This window comes from Rhodococcus sp. FW305-130 (genome assembly GCF_058788335.1).
Map to the genome: position 1 here is coordinate 352557 of NZ_JBYTAP010000004.1, position 24723 is coordinate 377279.

The 24723-nt window shown below is 64.2% G+C and carries 15 protein-coding genes; 5 read left to right on the forward strand and 10 right to left on the reverse strand.

Annotated features, from left to right (window positions below; translation table 11 throughout):
- Window positions 1-32 precede the first annotated feature (32 nt).
- Together pks13 and AC3WQS_RS14745 are read left to right on the forward strand one after the other, a co-directional pair.
- Window positions 33-4976, forward strand: a complete 4944-nt coding sequence (gene pks13 / locus AC3WQS_RS14740) for a polyketide synthase Pks13 (protein ID WP_492713126.1) — start codon at window positions 33-35, stop codon at window positions 4974-4976.
- Window positions 4973-6514, forward strand: coding sequence for an acyl-CoA carboxylase subunit beta (locus tag AC3WQS_RS14745; protein WP_019746413.1), 1542 nt, complete (start codon window positions 4973-4975; stop codon window positions 6512-6514). Before pks13 ends, AC3WQS_RS14745 begins: the two co-directional genes overlap by 4 nt.
- Here AC3WQS_RS14745 and AC3WQS_RS14750 read toward each other — a convergent pair.
- Complete coding sequence (locus AC3WQS_RS14750; protein WP_020968113.1) at window positions 6511-7422, reverse strand: LysR family transcriptional regulator; 912 nt, start codon at window positions 7420-7422, stop codon at window positions 6511-6513. The two genes, AC3WQS_RS14745 and AC3WQS_RS14750, sit on opposite strands and share 4 nt — an antisense overlap.
- A 73-nt stretch (window positions 7423-7495) precedes the next feature.
- Between AC3WQS_RS14750 and AC3WQS_RS14755 the strand changes: the two genes are divergently transcribed.
- Window positions 7496-8446 carry a DMT family transporter gene (locus AC3WQS_RS14755; protein ID WP_019746415.1) on the forward strand — a complete coding sequence of 317 codons (951 nt, stop codon included), beginning with the start codon at window positions 7496-7498 and terminating at the stop codon, window positions 8444-8446.
- Here the strand turns inward: AC3WQS_RS14755 and AC3WQS_RS14760 are convergent.
- From AC3WQS_RS14760 to AC3WQS_RS14770, 3 genes are all read right to left on the reverse strand, one after another.
- Window positions 8443-11745: an arabinosyltransferase domain-containing protein gene (locus AC3WQS_RS14760; protein ID WP_492713125.1), complete on the reverse strand. Its 3303-nt coding sequence runs from the start codon at window positions 11743-11745 to the stop codon at window positions 8443-8445. The genes AC3WQS_RS14755 and AC3WQS_RS14760 overlap by 4 nt on opposite strands.
- Before the next feature lie 73 nt (window positions 11746-11818).
- Complete coding sequence (locus AC3WQS_RS14765) at window positions 11819-15109, reverse strand: arabinosyltransferase domain-containing protein (RefSeq protein ID WP_472795839.1); 3291 nt, start codon at window positions 15107-15109, stop codon at window positions 11819-11821.
- A gap of 49 nt (window positions 15110-15158) precedes the next feature.
- Entirely contained in the window at window positions 15159-15428 is a 270-nt protein-coding gene (locus AC3WQS_RS14770; RefSeq protein WP_003943854.1) for a helix-turn-helix domain-containing protein, read from the reverse strand.
- A 49-nt stretch (window positions 15429-15477) separates the two neighbouring features.
- On the opposite strand from AC3WQS_RS14770, the gene map reads away from it, so the two are divergent.
- A complete protein-coding gene (gene map / locus AC3WQS_RS14775) occupies window positions 15478-16242 on the forward strand; it encodes a type I methionyl aminopeptidase (protein WP_029537381.1) in 765 nt (254 codons plus the stop codon).
- A gap of 9 nt (window positions 16243-16251) precedes the next feature.
- On the opposite strand, the gene AC3WQS_RS14780 is transcribed toward map, so the two are convergent.
- Window positions 16252-18084: a glycosyl transferase gene (locus tag AC3WQS_RS14780; protein ID WP_492713124.1), complete on the reverse strand. Its 1833-nt coding sequence runs from the start codon at window positions 18082-18084 to the stop codon at window positions 16252-16254.
- Window positions 18085-18419: 335 nt separating this feature from the next.
- Here AC3WQS_RS14780 and AC3WQS_RS14785 point away from each other — a divergent pair, with 335 nt between their 5' ends.
- Window positions 18420-19091 (forward strand): MspA family porin, encoded by a 672-nt coding sequence (locus AC3WQS_RS14785; protein ID WP_020968119.1) that lies wholly within the window; start codon window positions 18420-18422, stop codon window positions 19089-19091.
- Between the two features lie 22 nt (window positions 19092-19113).
- Here AC3WQS_RS14785 and AC3WQS_RS14790 read toward each other — a convergent pair whose 3' ends face one another.
- From AC3WQS_RS14790 to dprE1, 5 genes are all read right to left on the reverse strand, one after another.
- On the reverse strand, window positions 19114-19746 hold the full coding sequence (locus AC3WQS_RS14790) for a hypothetical protein (protein ID WP_195849558.1): 633 nt from the start codon (window positions 19744-19746) through the stop codon (window positions 19114-19116).
- A gap of 99 nt (window positions 19747-19845) precedes the next feature.
- Window positions 19846-20454, reverse strand: a complete 609-nt coding sequence (locus AC3WQS_RS14795; RefSeq protein ID WP_024487671.1) for a TetR family transcriptional regulator — start codon at window positions 20452-20454, stop codon at window positions 19846-19848.
- Window positions 20455-20527: 73 nt separating this feature from the next.
- Window positions 20528-22381: a galactan 5-O-arabinofuranosyltransferase gene (locus AC3WQS_RS14800; protein WP_047888796.1), complete on the reverse strand. Its 1854-nt coding sequence runs from the start codon at window positions 22379-22381 to the stop codon at window positions 20528-20530.
- A 90-nt stretch (window positions 22382-22471) separates the two neighbouring features.
- The gene (gene dprE2 / locus AC3WQS_RS14805; RefSeq protein WP_019746424.1) at window positions 22472-23233 is read right to left on the reverse strand and encodes a decaprenylphospho-beta-D-erythro-pentofuranosid-2-ulose 2-reductase; all 762 of its coding nucleotides are present in this window, start codon (window positions 23231-23233) and stop codon (window positions 22472-22474) included.
- Window positions 23230-24663: a decaprenylphosphoryl-beta-D-ribose oxidase gene (gene dprE1, locus AC3WQS_RS14810; RefSeq protein WP_492713123.1), complete on the reverse strand. Its 1434-nt coding sequence runs from the start codon at window positions 24661-24663 to the stop codon at window positions 23230-23232. Before dprE1 ends, dprE2 begins: the two co-directional genes overlap by 4 nt.
- Between the last annotated feature and the right edge of the window lie 60 nt (window positions 24664-24723).

Consider the following 24723-nt stretch of genomic DNA (forward strand, 5'->3'; position numbering starts at 1 on the left):
AGTCCCTTCATGATCGGTGGCTTGGTGAGTTGATGGTTGAACAAGATGGTGTGCAGAGCAAAGACGTTGTGAGCGAGATGAGTGTCGCGCAGTTGCGTGAGTGGCTTCGCAACTGGATCGCCGACGCGACCGGTCAGCCGGTGTCGACGATTGTGGACGACCGGCCGCTGGACGAGTTCGGACTCGCCTCGCGGGACGCAGTTGCTCTGAGCGGAGACATCGAGGATCTGCTCGGTGTCACGCTGACCGCCACGATCGTCTACCAACACCCCACCATCGCCTCGCTGGCTACTCGGATCATCGAAGGTGAGCCCGAGGCGCCGGAGGAGACCGTCGACGCGTCGTACTACGTCTCAGGGGCCACGACGGACGCCCACGACATCGCCATCGTCGGACTGTCCACACGATTCCCCGGTGCCGGGCACACGCCTTCGGACATGTGGGAAATGCTGGCGGCCGGACGCGACGGCATCAGCGACCTCCCCGAGGACCGCTGGGCCGAGTTCATGTCGGATCCCGCCATCAAGGCCGCGGTCGAGAACGCCAACACCAAGGGCGGGTACCTCGACGACGTCAAGGGCTTCGACGCCGAGTTCTTCGCGATGTCTCCGCTCGAGGTCGTCAACGTCGATCCGCAGCAGCGCCTCGCCCTGGAACTCGCGTGGGAAGCGCTCGAGCACGCGCGCATTCCGGCCAGCGGGCTCAAGGGCAAGCAGGTCGGTGTTTTCATCGGCAGTTCCGCCAACGATTACCAGCTGCTCGCGGTCAGTGATCCGACGACGGCGCACCCGTACGCACTGACCGGAACGTCGACGGCCATCGTCGCGAACCGGGTTTCGTACTTCTTCGACTTCCGTGGACCGTCCATCGCTCTGGACACCGCGTGCTCGTCTTCGCTGGTTGCCGTTCACGAGGCTGTGCGTTCGCTGCGCAGTGGTGATTCCAACATCGCGCTGGCCGGTGGCGTCAACATGCTGCTGGCCCCTCCCGGAACCCTCGGTTTCGATCAGACCGGGATGCTCGCTCCCGACGGAAAACTGCGTGCATTTTCCGCACACGCTCAGGGCATCGTTCGCAGTGAGGGTGGCGGACTCGTCGTGCTCAAGCGTCTCGAAGACGCCGAGCGTGACGGCGATTCCATCCTCGCGGTGATCGCCGGATCCGCGGTCAACCAGGACGGCCGTTCCAACGGTCTGCTCGCGCCCAACCCTGACGCCCAGGCCGACGTGTTGCGTTTTGCGTACCGCGACGCCGGAATCTTGCCGACCACAGTCGACTACATCGAGGCGCACGGAACGGGTACCGATCTCGGTGATCCCATCGAGGCCGACGCGCTCAGCCGTGTCGTCGGTCGTGGCCGTGACGACGACAAGCCGGCTCTGCTCGGTAGTGCGAAGACCAACTTCGGGCACCTGGAAGCAGCTGCGGGCGCCGCCGGCCTGATCAAGGTCGTTCTGGCGATGCAGGAAAACAAGATTCCCGCGACGATCAACTACCTGGGCCCGAACCCGCACATCGACTTCGAGAAGGCGCACCTGCAGGTGACGCCCGAGGCCACCGACTGGCCGCGCTACACCGGCAAGGCTGTCGCCGGTGTTTCCGGTTTCGGTTTCGGCGGAACCAACGCGCACGTCGTGGTCAAGGAATACGTGCCCGCCGACGTGGCAGTCGATGAACCAGTCGTGGATGCCCCGGTAGTTGACGAACCGGCAGCAGAGGACGAGAGCACCGTTGTGCTGGCTGTGTCCGGTGCGCTGCCTTCGCGTCGTCGCCGCGCAGCTGCAGATCTGGCCGACTGGCTCGAAACCGAAGAGGGAAGCAAGACGCCCCTCGCCGACGTTGCCCGCACACTCGCGCGTCGCAACCACGGACGCTCGCGTGCCGCTGTTCTGGCGAAGACGCGATCCGAGGCCATCAGCTCGCTGCGCGCCGTCGCCGCAGGCAAGCCGGCTCAAGGAGTCTTCTCGGCCGACTCGCCGTCGCCCAAGGGCGCGGTGTGGGTGTTCTCGGGCTTCGGCTCGCAGCACCGCAAGATGGCCAAGCAGCTCTACACGGAGAACTCGGCCTTCAAGGCAGCCGTCGACGAGGTCGATGCGCTGATCCAGGACGAGGCCGGCTACTCGATGGTCGAGATGTTCCTCGACGATTCGACCGAGTACAACGTCGAGACCGCACAGGTGGGAATCTTCACCATCCAGGTCGGTCTGGCCGCATTGCTGCGTCACCACGGCGCTGAGGCCGAAGCCGTGGTTCCGCACTCGATGGGTGAGGCCGCTGCCGCATACGTGTCCGGTGGTCTGAACTTGGAAGACGCTGTGCGCGTGATCTGTTCACGTTCACGGCTGATGGGTGAGGCCGAGGGCGCACTCGTCGGTGACGACATCCGTCTGATGGCACTGCTCGAGTACAGCGCATCCGAGATCGAGGCGTTGCTGCCCACGTACCCCAAGCTCGAGGTCTGCGTTTACGCAGCTCCGACACACACGGTGATCGGTGGACCGCAGCCGGACATCGAGGCGATCGTCGCGGCCGCCGAGGCCGACGGCAAGATGGCGCGTGTCCTGCAGACCAAGGGTGCCAGCCACACCTCGCAGGTCGATCCGTTGCTCGGCGAGCTTGCCGCGGAGTTGGCCGGTATCGAGCCGACCACGTTGAAGCTCGGCGTCTACTCGTCCGTCGACAAGGACACTTTCTACCGTCCCGGTCACGAGCCGATCCATCAAGAGGCGTACTGGGTCAAGGGTCTTCGCCACAGCGTGTACTTCACCAATGCGGTACGCGGTGCAGTTGCCCACGGCCACACCACTTTTGTCGAGCTTGCACCCAACCCGGTGACGCTGATGTCGGTGGCGGCTACCGCGTTCGATTCGGGCCTGCACGACATGGAACTCATCCAGACGCTCAAGCGTAAGGAAGACGAGTCCGCGGGTGTGCTTGCCGCTCTCGCGCAGCTGTACGTGCACGGCCATGCCGTGAACCTCGAGTCCTTGCTTCCTGCAGGCGATTTCGCCTCGGTTCCGCGTACTGCATTCCTGCGTAAGCCGTACTGGCTCGACATTCGCGTCAGTGCCGGCGGTTCGGCTCGCGTACCCGGTTCGCACGTCGCTCTGCCCGACGGCCGCCACGTGTGGGAGGTCGACGCATCCGCCGTCACCGATCTGGCTGTGCTCGTGAGCGCTGCTGCCGGACAGGTGCTCTCGGATGTCGCTCTCACCGCTGCCGTTCCGCACGGTGAGCTGGCCGGCGCTGCGACCCTGACGACAACCCTCAACCCGCATCCGGGTGGAGCGTCGGTGCAGGTGCATGCTCGTGAGGGCGCTACGTTCCGTTTGCTGTTCGACGCCGTCGTCACGTCCGGTGAGCCGCTGCCCGAGCTGGTCGTCAGCGCGCCGGTCAAGACCAGCGCGCCGATGGAAACGCTGGCCGAGGTCGTCGAAGACGCCGGAGACAAGTGGGATCCGAACGGTTCGCAGAGCCTCGACGATCGCCTCAAGATCGTTGTGGCCGAGTCGATGGGGTACTCGCCGGAAGATCTTCCGGCCGAGGTTCCGCTCATCGAACTGGGTCTCGATTCGCTCATGGCGATGCGTATCAAGAACCGCGTCGAGTACGAGTTCGACATTCCGCAGCTCCAGCTCCAGGCAGTCAAGGACGCGAGCCTCAACGAGGTCAACAAGTACCTGCGCTACGCGATCGACAATCGCGAAGAGGTTCAGGCGATGGCCGACAAGCAGGCTGCCGAGAAGTTGGCAGCCGATGCGGCTGACGAGGACGCTGCTCCCGCTGAGGAGTCGGTGGAACTGCCGGCGACTGCTCCGGTTGCTGCTGCGCCTTCCGATCCTTCTCGAGCCGGAACTGCCGACGATGCCGGCTCCGATGTTCCGCCGCGAGATGCGGCCGAGCGCTTGACGTTTGCGACGTGGGCCGTCGTCACCGGGAAGTCCGCCAAGGGTATTTTCAACGATCTGCCGATCGTCGGTGACGAGGTCGCCGAGAAGCTTGCTGCTCGGCTTTCCGAGCGTGCGGGCGGCGAGATCACTCTCGACGACGTTCTCGACTCCACCACCATCGAAGAGCTCGCGGACGTCGTGCGCCAGTACCTCGAGGACGACGGCAAGATCGACGGACTCGTACGCACTCTGCGTGCCCGTCCCGAAGGTTCCACTGCCGTACCGGTATTCGTCTTCCATGCTGCCGGTGGTTCGACGGTGACGTACGAGCCTTTGCTCAAGCGCCTGCCCGCCGGCACGCCGATGTACGGGTTCGAGCGGGTCGAGGGCTCGATCGAAACCCGTGCTGCTGCTTACGTTCCGCTGCTGCGTGAGATCCAGGGCGACGGACCGTACGTGCTGTGTGGCTGGTCGTTCGGCGGCGTGATGTCGTATGCGGTCGCGAAGTTGCTGCGTGAGCAGGGCGCCGACGTGCGTGTGGTCGGACTGCTCGACACCGTCATGGCCGGCGAGGTAGTGCCGGACACCGAGGCGGAACGACGCAAGCGTTGGGAGCGCTACGGCAAGTTCGCCAAGCGTACCTACAACCTGGATGTTCCGCTGCCGCTTGACGTTCTGGCCTCCACCGAAGCGGACGAAGATCAGATCCAGATCTTGATGGACATGATCAAGATGAGCGGCGCCAAGATTCCCGGCGGCATCATCGAGCATCAGCGGACGTCGTGGTTGGACAACCGCGCCATCCAGACGGCCGAGTTCAGCAGCTACGACGGCGACGTCGTGCTCTACATGGCCGACAAGTACCACGACGAGTTGATGACGCTCGAGCCTGCATTCAAGACCCGCAAGGCAGATGGTGGTTGGGGTGACTACGTGAAGAACCTCGAGGTCGTCTACATCGGCGGAGACCACCTGCAGATCGTCGACGAGCCGTACATCGCGAAGGTTGCGGCAGACCTCACCACCAAGCTGGCCCAGATCGAGACAGCTCAGACCAAAGCAGCGGAAACCGGAGTTCAGAAGTGACGACAACCACCGCGGAGAAGCTCGCTGAACTCCGCGAAAAGTTGGAGAAGGCAAAGGAACCCGGCTCGGCTCGGGCCATTGCGAAGCGCGATGCAGCAGGGCACAGTACGCCGCGCCAGCGCATCGACATGTTGCTCGATCCCGGTAGCTTCGTCGAGGTCGGCGCCCTGGTGAAGATGGCGGGCGAGGACAACCCGTACAGCGACGGCGTCATGACCGGTCACGGAACTGTCGACGGGCGTCCGGTTGCCGTGTTCGCGCACGATCAGACTGTGTTCGGCGGTGCCGCCGGAGAGATGTTCGGCCGTAAGGTCGCAGCCGTCAACGATTTTGCACTGAAGGTGGGCTGCCCGGTCGTCGGTATCAACGATTCCGGTGGAGCTCGAATCCAGGATGCCGTTTCCTCATTGGCCTGGTACGCCAACATGGGTTCACGTCAGGAGCCCTTGTCCGGCGTCTGCCCGCAGATCTCGGTCATCCTCGGTAAGTGCGCCGGCGGTGCCGTGTACGCACCGATCAACACCGACGTCGTGGTCGCGACCGAAGAGTCGTACATGTTCGTCACCGGACCCGACGTCATCAAGTCGGTCACCGGCGAAGAGGTCAGCCTCGAGGATCTGGGCGGGGCGCGCAAGCAGGCGGAGTACGGAAACATCCATCACGTCGCTCCCGACGAGAAGGCTGCATTCGACTGGGTGCGTGAGTACCTGAGCTTCATGCCGTCCTCGTGCACGGAGAAGGCGCCGTTGATCAACCCGGGTCTCGAACCCGAGATCACCGAGTCGGATCTCGAACTCAACGCCTTCATGCCGGATGCCGACAACGCCGGCTACGACATGCACGACATCATTCTGCGGATCTTCGACGACGGAACCTTCCACGAAATCGGAGCCCAGGTCGCGCACAACGTGATCACCGGGTTCTCCCGCGTCGACGGCCTGCCCGTCGGTGTCGTGGCCAACCAGCCCACGTACCTCAGTGGCGCCCTCGATGCGGACAGCTCCGACAAGGCTGCCCATTTTGTGCGCCTGTGCGACGCTTTCAGCATCCCGCTCGTTTTTGTCGTCGACACACCAGGCTTTCTTCCCGGCGTCGATCAGGAAAAGGTCGGTGTCATCAAGCGTGGCGGGCGTTTCCTGTTCGCGTACATCGAAGCCACTGTCCCGAAGGTGACTGTGGTGGTTCGTAAGGCGTACGGCGGCGGTTATGCCGTCATGGGTTGCAAGCAGCTCGGTGCCGACATCAACCTCGCGTGGCCGACCGCTCGTATCGCCGTGATGGGTGCCGAGGGTGCCGTCAACATCATGGGACGTCGTCAGCTCGCCGAGGCGGGAGAGAACGCACCCGCGGTGCGTGCTCAGTTGATCAACTTCTACAACGAGTTCGTCGCGACGCCGTACATCGCGGCTGAGCGCGGATACATCGACGCGGTGATCGAGCCTTCGCAGACGCGTCTCGAAATCCGCAAGGCGCTGAAGTTGCTCAAGGACAAGACGATCTTCAAGAACCCGCGCAAGCACAACTTGATGCCGCTCTAATTCTTCTTGTCACCGAGGGCGTCGAACTGGCGGCGTAGCGCTTCTATCGCCGCCAGGACGGCAGGTCTTTCGCTGTCGGTCCGCCAGGCGAGGTAGATGTCGCGGCCCAGCGGCGGAAGGGTGTCGAGCATTCGAACACCTTCCGGTGGTACAACTCTCGCCAGGCGCGGGATCAAAGCGACGGCGAGGCCCTGAGCGACGAATTCGACCTGGGTGGGAAACTCGGCGACCTCGTACTCGATTCGTGGGTCGAACCCCTGCGCGCGCAGGGTCCTGACGGTGAAGGTGTGAAAGTCCGTTCCCCGGGTCCAGGTCGCCCAGGCATGCTCGGACAGCTCGCTGAGCGCGACGACCTTGTTCTCCGCCAGCGGATGTGACGCGGGGAGAGCGAGCAGCGCCACGTCGTCGTACACGGGCGTGAAGGAGACTCCGTCGGGAAGTTCGACGGGCAGAGTGCTCCAACTGTCGACCACCACGACGTCGAGGTCGCGGCGAATCAGTGCGGGGAGGAGTTCTTCGGATTCGCCTTCGTTGAAGGTGATTTCGAGCTGGGGGTGCGCGTGCCTGATCTCGGCGATGGCTCGCGGCAGCACTGTCCTGCTGGGGGAGACCAGGGCCCCGATGCGTACGCGGCCCGTCACCTCGCTCTGCAGCGACGCGATTTCCGCCTCGGCCTGGGCGAGCGTCGAGAGAACCTCTGCGGTTCGGCGCGCGAGGATCCGGCCCGCTTCGGTGAGTCGTACACCGCGGCCCTGCGGTTCGAGGAGCGGAACACCGACCTCTCGCTCGAGCTTGTTCAACTGCTGCGAAATTCCGGAGGGTGTGACATGCAAGGTGCGGGCGGCAGCCGCTACTGATCCGTTCTCGGCGACAGCGTGCAGGGCGCGGAGTCTTTCGAGATTCAACACAGTAGTAATGCTACCGAATATACGGTCTGAACATTTGCTTGTGCTGAATAGTTAGCGGCAGGAACATTGTCGGGTGACCACTCTGACCTCCGTGACTGCGCAGACACCGACACCCACCAGAACTCCTCGGGGGCGTATCGACCCTCGATTGCTGGTCGTCGGAGGCGCAGCCGCGATCTCGATCAGTTCGCTCCTCATCAAGCTGGCTGATGTCGGGCCCTCGACCGCCGTTTTCTTCCGTTGCTTCCTGGCCTTGCCGCCGCTGTTGTGGTTGGCGTGGCGAGAGTACCGCCGGGTGGGCAAACCGAGCCGGCGGGCAGTCGTTCTGCAGGTGCTCGGCGGTCTGTTGCTCGGACTGGATTTTGCGTTGTGGTCGCAGTCGATTCTGATGATCGGCGCGGGTATGGCAAGCGTCGTCGTGAACGTGCAGGTGATTGTGGTGCCCGCACTGTCCTGGTTGGTATTCGGCAATCGGGTTCCGATGCGCTTCGTCTTCGCCCTACCGTTCATGTTCACGGGAATCGCCTTGGCGGGCGGCGTGTTCGGGAGCGGGGGAACCGGCGACGACCTGCTGTGGGGAACGGCGCTCTCGCTCGTCTCCGGAATCGCGTACGGCGGTTACATCTTCGTGGTCGGCCGTACGGGCGAGGCGGATCGGGCCGCGAGCCAGGTGTTGATCTCGACGACGTCCGCGGGCATCGCCGGCTCCGTCATCGGATCGCTGTGGGGCCGGATCGATTTCGTCCCGGGTTGGGAAGCGTTCGGCTGGCTCGCGGCACTGGCGCTGGTCGGCCAGGTGTTCGGCTGGATGCTGATGGGGCACTCGCTCCCTCGGCTGCCCGCCGAGGTGGGCGCGACGCTCCTGCTCATGCAACCGGTCCTCGCCGTACTGCTGGCGGTTGTGCTGCTCGGCGAACGGCCGGGCGTTGGGCAACTACTCGGGTGCGTCGTCGTTGTCGGAGCGGTCTCGGCCGTCTCCGTACGTCGCACCCGAGCAGTCACCCGAGTAGGTAGCGCAGGCTAGTGCACTCGCATCTCGCCGGGCATCCACATGCCCGAGCGGGTTGCGGTGCCCGTCTCCACCTCTGCCGGAACAGCATTCGGGAAGTACCGGTCGTAGCGCTCGAGTGATCCCCAGTCCCGTGCCCAGTCGTCCTTCAGGTACGTCGGAACCGTCGTAGCACCGGCGAGGACCTCGGTGAATCCGAGCGGTCCACCGTTGTCCGCGGACTGCCAGGTATCGGTGGAGCTGACGGCCAGGGGACGGTCCGGGAGGATGCGGAAGTTCGGCATCTCGGCCACACCGTTCTGATGTGTGAACGGACGTTGGCACGGGAACTGAAGGCCGACAGCCCAGTCCAGGAGGACCGGCTGCTCGCTGCCGATGTACGAGTCCAGGGACTCGAGCTTGGGCACACGCGGCGGCGTGAACGCCATCCACTGATCGCCCGTGAGGTTGGGATCGAACGCGACCACCCGAACGGCATCGGCATCTGGCGCGAGTTCGTCGATCGGGATACGGACGTTGCGCCACGACGGCGCCGGGCCGATGTCTCGCGGCATGTACGAACCCTGAACCTGCACTGTTCCGTCGGGCTGAGTCTTGCCGTACTCGACCAGAAGCGACTGGCCGTACGTGATCGCACCGGTGTTGTCGACGGACCACACGCGGCCCGCTACGGACATGACCACCAGCGGTGATTCTTCACTGCGAGTGGGCAATCCGTACCAACTCGAGATGAGGGAAGCAGGTTCCTGCACGCCGGGCTGGTAGCTGCCCATGACCGGCGTCTTCGACGGATCGAGGCCGAAGGGGAGCTTGGCCGTGCTGCCGTTGACGCCGAGGTTACCGGTGCCGCCGCTGGTTCCGGCGCCGGAACCGGTGGCGAAGGTGGGGCCGACACTCTGGCTGTCGGTATTACCCATGCCCTGCTTGACTTCGATGTAATCCGCAGTCAGATCGCTGGGGACCCCATTGGGGGAGAAGCCCTTCGGATCAACTCCGGACAACGGATCCTCCGCGTTGAATCCGGGAGCGGGCAGAGGCCGCAGATTCCCGGAATTGACGTCGGTCTCGACCAGAACGTCCTCGGCCATGCCGCAGGTCTTGCCCGCGAGTGCCTCGATGTTGCTTCGGCCCAGCGAGTACGCCGGGTACTGCGACACAGCGCCCTTGAGTAGTGAGAGCACCTCGAACAGGACCATCAGACCGGCGATCACGGTGAGCGGAGCGGCCGCGAACTTGCGAATTCGTCTGCCCTTGGCCGTGTTCGGCTTCTCGGGCGGGGCTGCAAATCCCTCACGCAGGTACTGCCAGGCGGCAAAGGCCAAGGCGAGAGCAAAGAGCGCGAGGAACAGTGTGTTGGATTCACGGCCGTCGTAGGAGATGGTCTTGTCGAACCACGGAACGCCGTAACTCGAGACGTACCAGTAGCCGTTGATGCCGGCGAACGTCAACGCGAGCATCAGGAGCAGCCCGGCCACGAACACCGATCGGTTACGCCGCGAGCGCAGGGCAGACGCGGACACTGCCACGGCGGTCAGCGCGGCGAGAGAACCAGCGATGCCTGCATACGCACCGAAGTGGTGAGTCCACTTGGTGGGGTTGAACATCATCAGGAACATCGTGCCGAAGACGACGCCGACCAGGCGCCACGACGGACCGGTTGCCGCGCCGGGGACGCGGCCGCGGCGCAACAACACGAAGAGCGTCGTGAAGAGGCACAGGATCATCGTCAAGAACGCGAAGCGTCGGGCAACCGAGCCGTCGACCGTCTGGACGAAGAGGTAGTAGTAGCGCAGGAAGTCCTGGTACCACTCGAGATTGGGCCCGATGATCGTTCGGACGCGCGTGGCTTCCATGACGCCGGCAAAGGTCTGGTCGGCGAAGATGACCACCAGCACGATGGTTCCGGCAGCGGCGATCGGAGCGAGAAGCGGCAGTGTGCCGACCAGTCGGTGACGCTTGACGACGATGCGCACCAACGGGCGCACACCGGCGAGAAGGGCTGCGATACACATCAATCCGGTGGGTGCGGCGGCAAGAGTGAAGGCGCCGATCAAGATTGCTGTGGCCGCGGGCAGCAGACGTCCGGTGGCGATGGCGCGCTCGATGGAGCACCAGGTGAGCAGTGCGCCGAGAGCCACGATGGGCTCGGGGCGAAGACCGTTGTTGTACGCCAGCCAGAAGGACAGGAATACCAGACCGCCGGTCCAGAGGGCGACGTTGCTCCGGCGGACCGCCCGGCCGAGACGCGGGACGACCTCGCGGCTGATCACCATCCAGCAGAGGATTCCGGCGAGCAGAGCGGGCAGACGCATGAACGGGCTCGCCGTCGAGATCTTCGCCATCACGGCCAGGACTTCGTAGTACCAGCCGAACGGGGCCTCGGGAACGCCGAACCAACGGAAGTAGTTGGCCATGTATCCCGCGTCCGGCGAGACTCGGGCCATGGTCAGGAGATAACCGTCGTCGGCGGTGTTCGCGCCGATGAAGTGCCAGACGACCAGCGTGCCGACTACAACTCCGTCGATACCGGAGAACTTCCACCACCGTTCGGGCAGGAAGCGTCGGTGCTTGCGGCCGTCGGTGCCGTCGAGGCGAGCCAGCGCGACCAGCGCGACGATGGTCGAGAGGACTGCCACGATCATCGCGACCAGCTTCAGGACACTGGGGCTCGACGAGAAACGTGAGTCGATCGTCATCGAGAAGCCGAGCCCCTCGGGGGCAGCGCCGTCGGGCAGGTCGCTGAAGACGCCGACCACCTGCGGGCGGAAGTCGCCGTCGAGCTGGCCACGAATCGGGTTGCCGTCGGGATAGGTCAGGCCGACGAACTCTGCCGAGGTCCGGTTGACGTCAGAGCTGAACGCGATGGCGCCGCAGCGACTCGACTCGACGTCCTCGCGCGCTGCCGAAGCTACGACGACGTTGCGATCGAGCACGTCGACGCTGGTAGCGGACACGCGGACGAACATCGACGAGAGCGCGGCGCCGTCGCCCTGAGCAGGTGCCGTCGACATCAGGATGCCGCCGCCCTCGGGGAGTGAGCTGACCGCGGTGCAGGGGATCGACGCGTTGACGTCGATGGGAACCTGCGCCATCAGCGGTGCCTCGACGTCGCCGATCACGCCGTTCTGCGGCCAGTTGACCGTCGCCGTCGTCTGCACGACAGGAAGCAGAGGAGTTGCCAGTGCGAGTACGAAGCCGAGCAAGCCGGCGATGATCGCAACCCATCGAGTGCGATGGAAACGCTCGCGGGCATCCTGACCAGCAGGAGGCGGCGAACTCGAAGTCTGGGGTGAAGCTGTCACGGCGTCGGGCACGGCTACCGATGGTATGTCAGGGCTGAGCGTGGACCTACCGTGCCTGGGTGGTTGGTAGGTCCACGCGTAACAGTTACGACTGGTAACGAATCGGGCCCGGTGTCCAGGTGCCCGAACGGGTCTCGGTGGTGACGTTCATTTGCGCGGGAACTGCGTCCGGATCGAGCGGTGTGTACTGCTCGAGCGAACCCCAGTCACGATCCCAGTCGTTGTCCAGATAGGTGGGCAATGCCCTGGCCGAGAGCAGTTCGCTGGTCCAACCGAGCGGTCCGCCGCCGTAGTGGTCCTGCCAGGCGTTGGTGGACTCCGCGCCGATGCGGTCGGGCAGAATGCGCCACTCGGGGATCTCGGCGACGCCGTACAGATGATCGACCGGGCGTTGACACGGGAAGGCGAGACCGACGGCCCAGTCCATCAGCACCGGATCGGTGGATCCGACGACGTCCTGCAGCGTGCGCATGGTCGGCACTCGCGGCGGTGTCACCGCCAGCCATTGGTCGGCACTGATGTCGGTGTCACTGGCCACCAGACGCACGGTGTCGGCGTCGGCGGGCAGTTGATCCATCGGAACGCGCAGGTTGCGCCACGACGGCGACGGGCCGATGTCGATCGGATCGACTCGTCCCAGCGCGTCGACGCTTCCGTCGGCTTGCTTCTTGCCGTACTCGACCTGCAAGACCGCGCCGGGGGTGACGATGCCGTCGGAGTTGACGTAGCGGATTCGTCCGGCCGCGGCGACCGTGAGGAGCGGTGCGGCGTCGTTGCGCTCGGGCAGTGAGTACCAACCGGTGGTCAGCGACGCGTTCTGGGGCGCTCCGTAACTACCGAGCACCGGCGTTTTTGCGGGGTCGAGCCCGAACGGGAGCGCGACGTTGCTGCCGTTGACGCCCGAGGTCGACTGCGAGCCGCCAGCGGTTCCGGATCCGGTTCCGGGCGTGCTGGTGGTGCCGGACTGAGAGGTCGTGGTGTCGAGGCTGTTTGCACTGCCCGCCGTCGAGTCCTCGGCGTCTGCGGTGAGGTCGCCGGCGACTCCGTCCGGCGAGAATCCGGTCGATTCGCTTGCACCGAAAGCTCCGGCGCCGGCGAGGTCGGTGGGCCTGTCCACCAATTGCAGGACGCCCGTGTTGGGATCGGACTCCACGAGTACCTCGCCCGCGAGACCGCAGCTTCCGCCGAAGACGGATTCGATGTTGGACTTGCCGATCGAGTACGCGGGGTACTGAGCGACCGCTCCCTTGAGTAGGGACAGCACCTCGAAGAGCACGACGGCTCCGGCCGCGATGGTCAACGGTGACGGGGCGAGAAGACGAAGTCGCCTTGTCTTCTTGACGCTGTCTTCTGTGCCGTTTCGCTCGCGCGGCTCCATGACGTGGTACCAAGCTGCCAACAGCAGCGCGAGGATCGTCAGACCGAGGAAGGCCGTCGAGAATCCCTTGCCGGCGATTGACGGCGGCTTGTCCCACCACGGGACGCCGTAACTCGAGACATACCACCAGCCGTTGGAGCTGGTGAACGCCACAGCGAGGATGAACAGGATGCCCGCGGCGAACAGCGCGCGGTTTCGTTTGGAACGCATACTCGACGCACTCACGCCGACGGCGGCGAGCACGGCAACCGTGGCGGCCAGACCGGCGTACACACCGAAGTGGTGGGTCCACTTGGTGGGGGTGAACTGCATCAGGAGCAGCGACGCGAACACGATGCCGAGGATTCGGCGCGAGGGCCCGATCGCGGTGCCGGGGATCCGGCCCTTGCGCAGGATCATCATGACGCAGAAGACGAGTCCGACGATCATGACGAACATGCCGAAGCGGCGGGCCAGTGAGCCGTCGGGGGAGATGGTCATCAGTGCGTCCCACCGCAACCGCTCCTCGAACCACGGAACGTTCGGCCCGACGGCGGTTCGCACCCTGGTGGATTCGAGAACCGTTGCGAGGGTTTGATCTGCGAAGACTGCGACAAGAACCACGGTTCCGGCTGCGAGGATCGGCATGACCTGGGACAGGAAGCCGACGCGTTTGCCGCGGGCGATCAGGATCTGCAGGATCGGCCGGGCTCCGGCGATCAGCGCGCCGATGGCGATCAGCCCGGAAGGCCCGGCGGCCAGCGAGAATGCGGCGATCAGCACGGCCATCGCGGCGGGCAACAGACGTCCGGTGGCGATGGCGCGCTCGATGGAGCACCACGTGAGCAGGGCGCCGAGGGCAATGATGGGTTCGGGACGCAGGCCGTTGTTGTACGGCAACCAGAAGGCCAGGAACACGAGCCCGCCCGTCCAGATGGCAACCTTGTTGCGGCGCACCGCAACACCGAGTCGCGGTATCACCTCGCGGCTGATGACCATCCAGCACAGAATGCCGGCGATCAATGCGGGCAGGCGCATCCACATGCTCGCGGTGCTGACCTTCGCGAACAGCGCCAGCACGTCGTAGTACCAACCGAACGGCGCTTCGGGGACGCCGAACCAACGGAAGTAGTTCGCCATGTACCCGGAGTGCTCCGAGACTCTGGCCATGCCGAGCAGATAACCGTCGTCGGAAGTGTTGGCGCCGAACACATGCCAGAGCGCCAGCGTGCCGATCACCAGGGCGTCGATGCCGGTGAACTTCCACCACCGTGCCGGAAGGAACCGCCGGGCACGACGGCCGTCGACGCCGTCGATCCGGTGCAGTGCGTACAGCGAGACGATGGTCGAGAGTGCCGCGACGATCATCGCGAACAGTTTGAGAAGTGTGGGGCTGGACGAGAACCGCGAGTCGACGTCCATGTGGGCGGACAGTCCGGCGGGCGTTGCGCCCTGCAGGTCGGTGAAGATGCCGACAACCTGTGGCCGGTAGTCACCGGTCAGGGTGGTGCCGACGCCGTCGATTCCGGTGACCGCCGCGACGGTCTGCTCGGAGTTGGTCGTGATGGTGATCGCCGTGCACCCGCTCAGTTGATCGAGCGGAGCCGAGATCAGCACCGAATCGCGAGTGAGTGCTTCCAGGCGGTCGGCAGTGGTGCGGACGGTGAGGCCGCGGGCGTTTCGGTCCGGCGCACCGTTCGGCATGGTCGAGAGCAGTGTGCCGCCGCTGCCGCCCAACTGGCCGAGGGTGGAACAGGGAATGCTGATGTCGAGCGATGTGGGCGAGTAGGAGATCAGCGGCGACGAGACGCTGTTGACGGTCCCACCCTGCGGCCAGTCGATGCTCGCGGCTTCCTGCTTGACGGGCAGGAACGGCGTCGCGAGTGCAAGAAGCAGGCCAAGAAGGCCGGTGACTATCGCGATGAGTCGTGCCGTCCGGACTCTCTGGGAATCCGATTCTCGGGGAGCTTCGGGGCCAGTGGGCACGGGTTTCGGGGGCACTACTACTTCAGACGGCACAAGGAACGATGTTAGGCGAGTGCGGGCCCACACATCCTGAGAGAACTACTCAGGATGCAACTTCCTGTTCGGATTGTGGTGTTTCAAGTGTTCGGGCGATGGTGTCGAGTGAAATACCCAACACTTCCGCGACCGCGCTGATGGTGAAGAAGGCGGGTGTCGCGATGCGTCCGGTTTCGATCTTGCGCAGCGTTTCGACGGAGATACCGGCGTCGAGCGCTACCTGAACCATGCTTCGGTCCCCCCGCGCCGATCGCAGGAGTTCACCCAGTCGTAGTCCTCGTTCGAGTTCTTCCGCCGTCAGCGGCACGCGCACCATGTGCTTATAGTAATACCGGTATAGTTATTCGACAAGGAAGGTGTTCGAGATGGTCGAAATCAAGACCGCAGGGGAAATCGACGCGATGGCGGCGGCGGGGAGAATCACCGCGCAGGCGCTGGCTGCGGCGCGTGAGGCGGCGAGCGTCGGAGTGACGTTGCTCGAATTGGACGCCGTTGCCGCGGAGGTCATTTCGGCTGCGGGCGCCTCGGCGCTGTTCTTGAATTACCGGCCGGCGACGGCGCCGATACCCTTTCCCGGTGTCGCCTGCATCAGCGTGAACGATGCTGTGGTGCACGGTATCCCGAATGGGTACCGACTCCGTGACGGTGACCTGATCAGTATCGACTGCGGTGCGAGACTCGACGGCTGGTGCGGCGACTCCGCCATCAGCTTCACCGTCGGACAGGGAAGTAGTGAGGATCAGGCACTGATCGACGCGACCGATGAGGCACTAGCCCGTGGCATTGCCGCCGCCCAGCCCGGAAACCGATTGGGCGACATCGGTGCCGCGATCGGACAGTACGCGCGTGGCCTCGGATACGGAATGCTCGCCGATCACGGTGGGCACGGCATCGGCCGCGAGATGCACGAAGGCCCGGACGTGCCCAACGAAGGTCGAGCAGGCAAAGGCTTCCGGTTACGGCCCGGCCTGGTCATCGCCATCGAACCGATGCTCATCGCCGACGGAACCGACGACTACCGGCACGACGCCGACGGGTGGACCCTTCGCACCGTTTCGGGCGCCAGGGCTGCGCACAGTGAGCACACTGTCGCGATCACCGAAGACGGTCCGGTGATCATGACCCGCTGACCAACCCGTTCAACTCTGGTTGGAGGTCTTGCCGCTCACGAGGTCTCGTACGTCCCACACCCACACGTCGTCGACGCGCTTGGCGTCGAAGCCGACCAGCTCGTCGACCGTGTGGCGCAGGGCGTCGTCGCCGGAGAATCGGGGAAGCACCAGTACGTCGGCGTGCCAGTACCGCAGGTCGGTCAGGACGTTCGCTCTGGTGCCCACATCGATCAACGGGACCTTGCCGGTTTGTTTGGCATTGACCAGCAGGGTCGAGGTGGGCCGGGACTCGGCGCCGTAGATTCCGGCGCGGGTCTTCGAATCCGGGCCGACGAAGTACCCGCCGGCGATGGGGAAGCCGAAGTCGGCGTCGACCTGCCAGCTCAGTGCGCGGGCGTCTTCGGCGCTCGCGACGGGGACCGTCACCAGGGTGCCGTCGCTGACGTAGTTCTCCCACGAGCCGCTGGTGATGAATTCGGGCGTCGCAGATCGCTGATCGGCGTCGATGGGGGTCGGGATCAGGGGAATCATCGCGACGGCGAGTGCCACCAGCCAGACACCGGCTGCCGTGCGGCGCGGTCCACGAAGTTCGACAAAAGCGCGGTAGGTGCCGAGGGTGAGCAGTAGCCCGATCGCCGGAATCGCGCCCATGGCGAATCGGGATTCGAGCACCGATTCGAACAACGGCAAGTCGGCGAGGAGTTTCCACGGCAGGGTGATGCCGGTCTTGTCACCGTCGATGGTCAGTTCGGAACCGAGCGAGAGCACACCCATCACCACGATCACGGCGGCGGCAGCGCGGGTCAGCCGGATGCGCCACAGCCACACCGTTGCACCGAGAAGCAGGAGCACCAACGGCCATCCGAAGTAGGCATTCTCCTCGGTCGGGTTCATCCGGAACTCCGCGCCCTCGGGATCACCCGCAACCGATTCGGTCGGGAACGTGGTGAGTGCAGCGGTGTCGTTGCCGGCCTGACCGTGTGAGACGCCGTCGTAGCTCGCAGGGCCGAAGAACTGCGACCACAGCGGCACCGCGGTGATCAGGAGTGTGACCGCGCCGCCGATCACGAGGCCGGGCATCGCGCGCTTGATCGCCTGGCGCGACTTGGCCAGGTCAGGCAGTGCATAGGCGGCGCCGAACACCATGGCTGACATCGTGAAGATGAGGAGCGGCTCTTCGCCGAGGAAGATCTGCCACGCGACGAGTAGGCCGAGAACGATTCCGTCGCGAACCGGACGCTTGCCGTTCGAGATGCGCACTACCTGCAAGAAGATGAACGGAAGTACGAAGAACGCGACGAAGTTCGGGTGGCCGTTGGCATGCGAGATCATGGCGGGCGCGAATCCGCAGAACCCCGCTCCGACGGCGGCCGCGATCTTGGAGCGGACGGAGACACCGGTCAGTACGTGCCGCGAGAATGCCCAGTACCAAGCTATGGCGGTGCCGCCGAGTCCGGCGGTCAGCCCGATCGCATACGTGGCCGTCGGTCCGAAAATCAGCGTGATCGGGGCCAGCGGGATGCTGATGCCGAACATCGCGGTATTGGCCATCAGGTTCACGCCGAGCGGGTAATTCTGCAGGTCACTGAACAGCGGGCTGCGGAACTGGGCGAGGGCGTGAGCGGTATCGGCGAAGAACCATTCCCACATGGCCTGGTCGCGGCCCGCGTTGAACAGATAGCCGGACTGCAGATCGCTCCACAGGTTCGACATCACGTAGATCGCCGCAACGGTGAACGTCGCCATGATCGCGAGGTCCACAAGACGCCCGCGCTGGACGACCGAGCGCCGCACTGCTGAACGGACTCGCCCTGGACGTGCTTCTTCGAGCAGTTGGACGTCGGGCAAGGTCTCGGTCATGCAGTCGGTGCCTTTCGGTTCTGGCGCCCATCCCTGAAGTGGCAGTTCTCAGAAGTTCGGGGTGGCCTATTTAGGTCTCGATTCGATAACTTCCTCTGTCAGAGTAACGAACAAAACGGTTCGCGTCCGCGAGCGGGCGCAGTCGACGGGACAAACCGGGCCACCCGACTTGTCCGGAAAGTAATGTTTTCGTGCATCGTTTGACGGGTTCGTGACCGGGGTATCGCAACAAGGATCTTGCTCGCGTTTGTTCAGGCAGCCCCGACGAATCCCATCCTCGACGAAGAGTTGGAACCTACGTCCGGGGCCTATACCGGATGGGATGGTGCTTGTGCATGTCGAAGACAGCAGTTCGCAGTAGCGCAGTGGGAGCAGTGGCCTTACTGGCCGTTGTCCTGGGGGGTGGGACGGCGTCGGCAGGCGTCGACAACACCAGTTCGATCACCGACGTCAAAGGAAATCGGATAGAGGTCTATCAGGCTGATACCGCTATCCACGTCTTTCCGCCTCTCGACAGCTCACCGCTGAGCGTCGAGTTCTTCCACGACGGGGTTGCCGGCGTGAAGATCGACGGGCCGGACGCGGCAAGCTTCACCGGAACGAAGCTGACGATCGGTTATCAAATCGGCTACCCGATCGCGTTGACCGGCGCGACGGTTGTTCTCAACAGTCCCGGCCTCGATTGGGCAGTCGAGAGCGGAACGAACCTCGGTATCGGTCTGGTTCCGGACTTCGAACTGGGCCTGGACATTTCGAACGGGTTCGCCATCGGCGGCGACATCATTCCTTCACAGGAACTGGACGTCGATCTGGCGCCGGGCGGTATCACCGACGTCGCGCTACTCGAAGACCAGGAATTCGACGGACCTGAAGCAGCCGTCCGGCTCTCCGGAGTTCACGGATACGTACAGGGAGCAATCGGGCCGGTAACCATCAGGCCCTACGCGAAGGCTGTCACGTCGAATGGCGATACCGTCGTCACTTATGGTGTGCCGCAACGGTTGTAGTGCAGTACCGGCGCTCCCGCCCTCACGCTGCAACAGCGTGGTGGTGGGAGCGTTCCGCGTTGTGAGTTGTCGAATCGGTGCCACGAATAGGCTCGGCGTCCGCCCAATGGGCACTGCGGGAAACACTGACGAGTTTCGCGACCAGCCGTGCCGCGATCCACACGAGGTACACGGCGGTGATCAGAAGCAGAAGCGCCCAGTCGTGCGCGAAGAATCCGACTATCCCGCCGATCGTGAACGCGAGGGCGACGAAGACGACGCGTCCTCCCACGTCGGTCTCGACCAGATACTCCGGCTCGATCGGATCGTCGAAGTCGTTCGATTCATCGGCGTCTCCAGCCGATTCGGCTCTGGACTTCTCGTGGTGTTCGGTCGGGATCTCGAGTAGCTCACCCCATTCGAGCACCGCAACGGTGTGTGCGGTGTCGGTCGGGATCGCGCGGTAGTCGCGGGACTCGGAAACGTCGATGAGAGCCCTTGCCAGAGTGAGTACTTCGATGCGATTGCGAATCGCGACGCTCAACACTTCGTGGAAGGCCTGCTCGCGCCCGAACGGTTTGCCGCGCGCAATGACCAGAACATGTTCTGCGGAATCGAGAACTGCACGATGCGGTACAAGCTCGCGGCTTTGCGTAACGAGTTCGCTCACTGTCATCACCTACCCCGCCGGTGGTTGATGCGGCCGTTTGCTCGACTGCGCTTGGAGGGGCTGAGTACCCCGGCAGTTTCGGAAACAAACTCGCCGGACAGCGTGTCAGATTTGCGCAGCCGGGGCCGAGAGTGCTCCGAGGCAACTTTCGATCAGGTCGGCAACAATCACGTGAGCACGTTCTCGGCTGTCGACGCGACCCTCCCACGTGGCAAAAGTGACGACGGCGAGCACGGTCAGAGTTGCCGCCCGAAGTTCGGCGATCTCTGCCGGCAACGAGGACGCAGTGACTATCCGCCGCTGAACTTCGCGGAAACTCTCGGCCTGCATGTGATCACGGATGGTCGACGACATGGCCGGGTCGAAGATCGACTGCACCAGGAACCGTGCGTACAACGTGCCCTCGCGGTAGATGGTCTGTTCCGCCAACGGCAGGACGAGAGCCTCGACGAGGGCACGCATCGTCGGTGGATTCGCGTCGAGATCGATCGTGTCGAGCAACTCGCGTCGACGCTCACCGGCAGGTCGCATTCTGGACTCGACGACGGCCGCCAGCAAACCTTCACGTGAACCGAAGTGATACTGCGCAGCCGATTTGTTGGCCTGTCCGGCTTCGGTCTGAACATCACGAAGCGTCAGAGCGGCCAGACCTCGTTCGGCAACCAGACGCTCGGCTGCATCGATCATTGCCGCTCGGGCATCGGTTCGGGTCACGGTATGAAGTTAGGGGTGCGTCGGGGTCGCGTCAACGACCCCGACGGTAAGCCTTTTGTGACGTATCTCCTGGTTAGCTCGCGTCAGAGCGGGTAACGACCACAAACGGACCCTGTTCGGTGACTGTGAAACGAGGATCGTCGAACAGTTCCTTGGGGAACGTGACCGTGTAGCGGCGGACGTTCGGGTCGTTGGGGTAGACATCCTCGGCCAACCGCAGCGTGTACCCGTCGGCGCCCTGGCGGAAGACGAAGGCGTCGGGACTTCGCCACGGCGACGCGTCCAGCGCAGCTATCAGTTCGTCAGGGGTCTTCAGTTCCGACCACTGCTCTATCAGTGCGGCGCGGGCACGGAAATCGGCGAGGGGGTTTGCGTAGTGCGACGTCAGACCTTGGAAACCGAAGTACGGGTAGAAGCTCAGGAAGCCGATGTCGGCGGTGAGTACCACCGTGTCATGGGGTTCACGTCCCAACTGTTCGCGGATGATCCGGTCGATGTCCGCGTAATTGGCTTCGGCCCCGGGAGGTCGCTTGTCCCCGCGCTCGCCGTTGCCGTCGGTATCGCTGTATGCCACAGCGATATCCGGCGCCAGCACCTGCGGGATGTTCTGCGCGAAGGCGATGGCTCCGATGGCACCGAGTGCAACCAGTACCGCTTTGACGCGGGGATTTTCGCTGGTGGCCAGGACGATCCAACCGGCGAACTCGAAGAATCCGAACACGCCGGCGGCGGCAAGGAGTCCGATCAGAACCGGCTCCAGTCGGAAACCGAGGAGCGTACTGCCGGCAACGGTGAACGTCATCGACAGCAGTGCCCACAGATACACGGCAATGACACCGATACCGAGTGCCCGGGCGCGGCGGGAGAAGAGGAAACGAGAAATCAGCCAGACCGTGCCGAGTAGGCACAGTCCGCCGACGAGGGTGAAGCTCAGCATCGGGAAGGGCAGTACCGCACCGGAATCGGGGAGGTAGTGCATTGCCGTGCCGGATTCTGCAGTGGCACCCGAGAGTGCCTTCAACAGGTAGGGCGCCCAGACCGTCAGAGCGACCAAACCCGAGATCATCGCGATTGCGGCGAGCCTGACAAGGGGACCCAGTGCGGCTTTCCACGTGTTCTGAGCGCGGGCGGCAAGTACTGCGGCAACGACTGCCATCAGAGTCACGGCGAATGCGGCGAATCCGAGGTACAGCGTGTAGACGGTTGCGGCGAAACCGAGGAACAGGCCCGTCCCGAGAATTGCGCCGGCTCCGGCAAATCGAGAGGCACCCGGGCGATCGAGAGCCCCCCACGCCAGGATCAGCACCGGCGGGATCAGGAGGTTGATGACGGCGCCGTACGCCTCGGGGGAGTTGTACGCCAACACGACGGCAGTGACGGCCAACGCTGCGACTACGGCCCAATCGCGTCGAATCAGCTTGGTCCACAACACGAGTGCAACGACGGCGACGACAGCCAGCGAGCCGATCGCGTAGGGCTTGAAGGCTTCCCAACCGTCCATGCCCAGCAGGTTCGCGACGCGTCCACCGATCCAGAACCAGCCGGCCGGGTAGAACGGCGGCAGATCCACGTACGTCATGTCCTGCAGCGCAGCCGAATCCGTCAGCCGGGTCAGGTACTCGGTCCGGAACTGCTGATCGACCGAGACGCCGTGCAGATACAGACTCGTCGCGGCCAGGGGAAGTCCGAGCGTCGTGGTGACGAAACCGGAGAGCCCGGCCCACGAGAGGAGTTTTGCGACCCGCTCGGCCTTGCGGGCGCGGAACATCAGAACCGCAACACCGACCACTGCGATGCAGAGCACCTGCAGCACCGTCGTGACGGCCTGCGTGACGTTGGAAGACGTGAACGCCGGCCACTGCACTCGGCCGAAAGCAAAGAGCCCGACAGCGGCTACAACAGCGGCGACCAGCGCTCCGAGGGCCATTTCCACCACCGTCGCCGCGGCATTACGCCACGGCGACGGGGTCGAAAGTTCTGTACTCGGAGCAGTTGTTGTTTCTGGCACGGGAGGAGCTTAAACCGGCAACTTCCGGAAGATCGGGCGCGGCACGTGGCGAAGACCCATCATGACGAAACGCCACGGGCCGGGAGTCCAGACGATTTCCTTGCCCTTGTCCGAGGCGGCAACAGCGAGCTTCGCGACGATGTCCTTGTTGACCGTCAGCGGAGCTTCCTTGACGTGGGCACTGAACTGCGTGCGCACCATGCCGGGACGGACGACGGTGACCTGCGGTCCGAATTCCGCGAGAGCCTCGCCGAGTCCGAGGTAGAAACCGTCGAGGCCCGCCTTGGTGGAGCCGTAGACGAAGTTGGCACGCTTGACGCGCTCGCCGGCAACCGACGACATCGCGATGATCTTGCCGAAGCCCTGAGCCTTCATCTTCTCGCCGAGAAGAACACCGACCGAGACGGACGCGGTGTAGTTCACGTTTGCGACCAGAACCGCCTTGCGCTGGTTCTGCCACAGCTCTTCGGAGTCACCGTCCAATGCGAAGGCGACGATCGCGACGTCGACGTCCCCGTTCGAGAACGCCTGGTCGATCACCTTCGGGTGCGATTCGAAATCAACGGCGTCGAAGTCGATGAGCTCCACCGAGGTGGCACCCTTCGCTTCGAGCTGCTTGACCGCAGCTTCGCGTCCCGGATCGCCGGGAAGTGCCGCCAGAATGACGCGGAGCGGCGCCTTCTTCAGGTATTCCTCACAGATGGCGAGGCCGATCTCGGAGGTTCCACCGAGAAGCAAAACGGTTTGCGGGTTACCTACAGCGTTGATCACAGTTCCAGCCTTCTGGACATATCGGAGGCGAAAACGCCTGTGGGGTCGTACTTGCGGCGCGTCGCGATCCACTCGTCGATGCGCGGGTACATGGCGTGGAAAGTTTCCGCGGACGTCCGCGAATCCTTGGCCGTGTACAGGCGCCCACCGAATTCGAGGACACGCTTGTCGAGTTCGGTGACGAACTCGTTCAGGCCCGGCTTGATGCGGAAGTCGACGCAGATGTTCCAGCCCGGGATCGGGAAGCTCAGCGGCGCCTGATTGCCCTCGCCGAACAGCTTGAACACGTTGAGGAACGAGTAGTGCCCGCTGCGCTGGATGTCGACGATGATCTTCTTGAACTCTTCGACCGCCTCCGGCGGAACCACGAACTGGTACTGCAGGAATCCGTTGGATCCGTACGCCCGGTTCCACTCACCGAACATGTCGAGCGGGTGGTAGAACTGCGTCAGATTTTGGACCTTGCCGCGGTACTTGCCGGACTTGCGGAACCAGACCTCACCGATCGCGGTGAAGTTGAACTTGTTGGCCAGCCCGTTGGGGAAGACGTCGGGGAACGTCAGCAACTGCGGCGCATCGAAGGCGAGCGGGTTCTTCTGCAGCTTGGCCGGAAGCTGGTCGAGCTTCGCCAGAGATCCGCGCGAGACTGCCGCACGGCCGAGCTTCGGGGGCGCGGAAATCGCGTCGAACCAGGCGCTCGAGTACTCGTAGTTGGCCTCGCTGCCGTCGCTGTGCAGCGCGATGGTCTCGTCGAGGCTGTTGGTGACGTCGCCGTCGGCGATGAAGTACGCCGTCTCGGTCGGTGTCATCTTGATGGTGGCGCGCAGGATGATGCCCGTCAGGCCCATGCCGCCGATCGTGGCCCAGAACAGCGCGGCCTTGGGATCGTTGCGCCCGCCCTTGGGGGTGAGAGTGCGAACCTTGCCGTCGGCCGTCAGCAGATCCAACGACACGACGTGGTTGCCGAAGCTGCCCGCGCTGTGGTGGTTCTTGCCGTGGATATCCGAGCCGATGGCGCCGCCGATCGTGACCTGGCGAGTACCCGGCAGGACCGGAACCCACAGGCCGAACGGCAGAGCAGCCTTCATCAGCTGGTCCAGATTCACGCCGGCGTCGACGTCCACCAGAGCGGTGTCGCGATCGATGCGATGAATGCGGCTGAGTGCATTCATGTCGATGACCAGCCCGCCGGCGTTCTGCGCCGGGTCGCCGTACGAGCGGCCGAGGCCGCGCGCGATGACGCCGCGTCGCAGATGCGAGGGCTTGGAATCGTTCTGTTCCGCAACCTGGGCGACCGCGTTCGCGATCACTTCCACGTCGGGGGTGGACAGCACCTGTGCGGTGGTGGCGGCGGTGCGTCCCCAACCGGTGAGGGTGCGGGCTTGGGTGTGGAGAGCCGGCTTCGGCGTCTCTTCTGCTGTCGTGGACATCAAGGTAGAGGTTACCTGGGAGTAGTGCCGACGGCTCCGACTCGAGTGGTTACTCTCGTC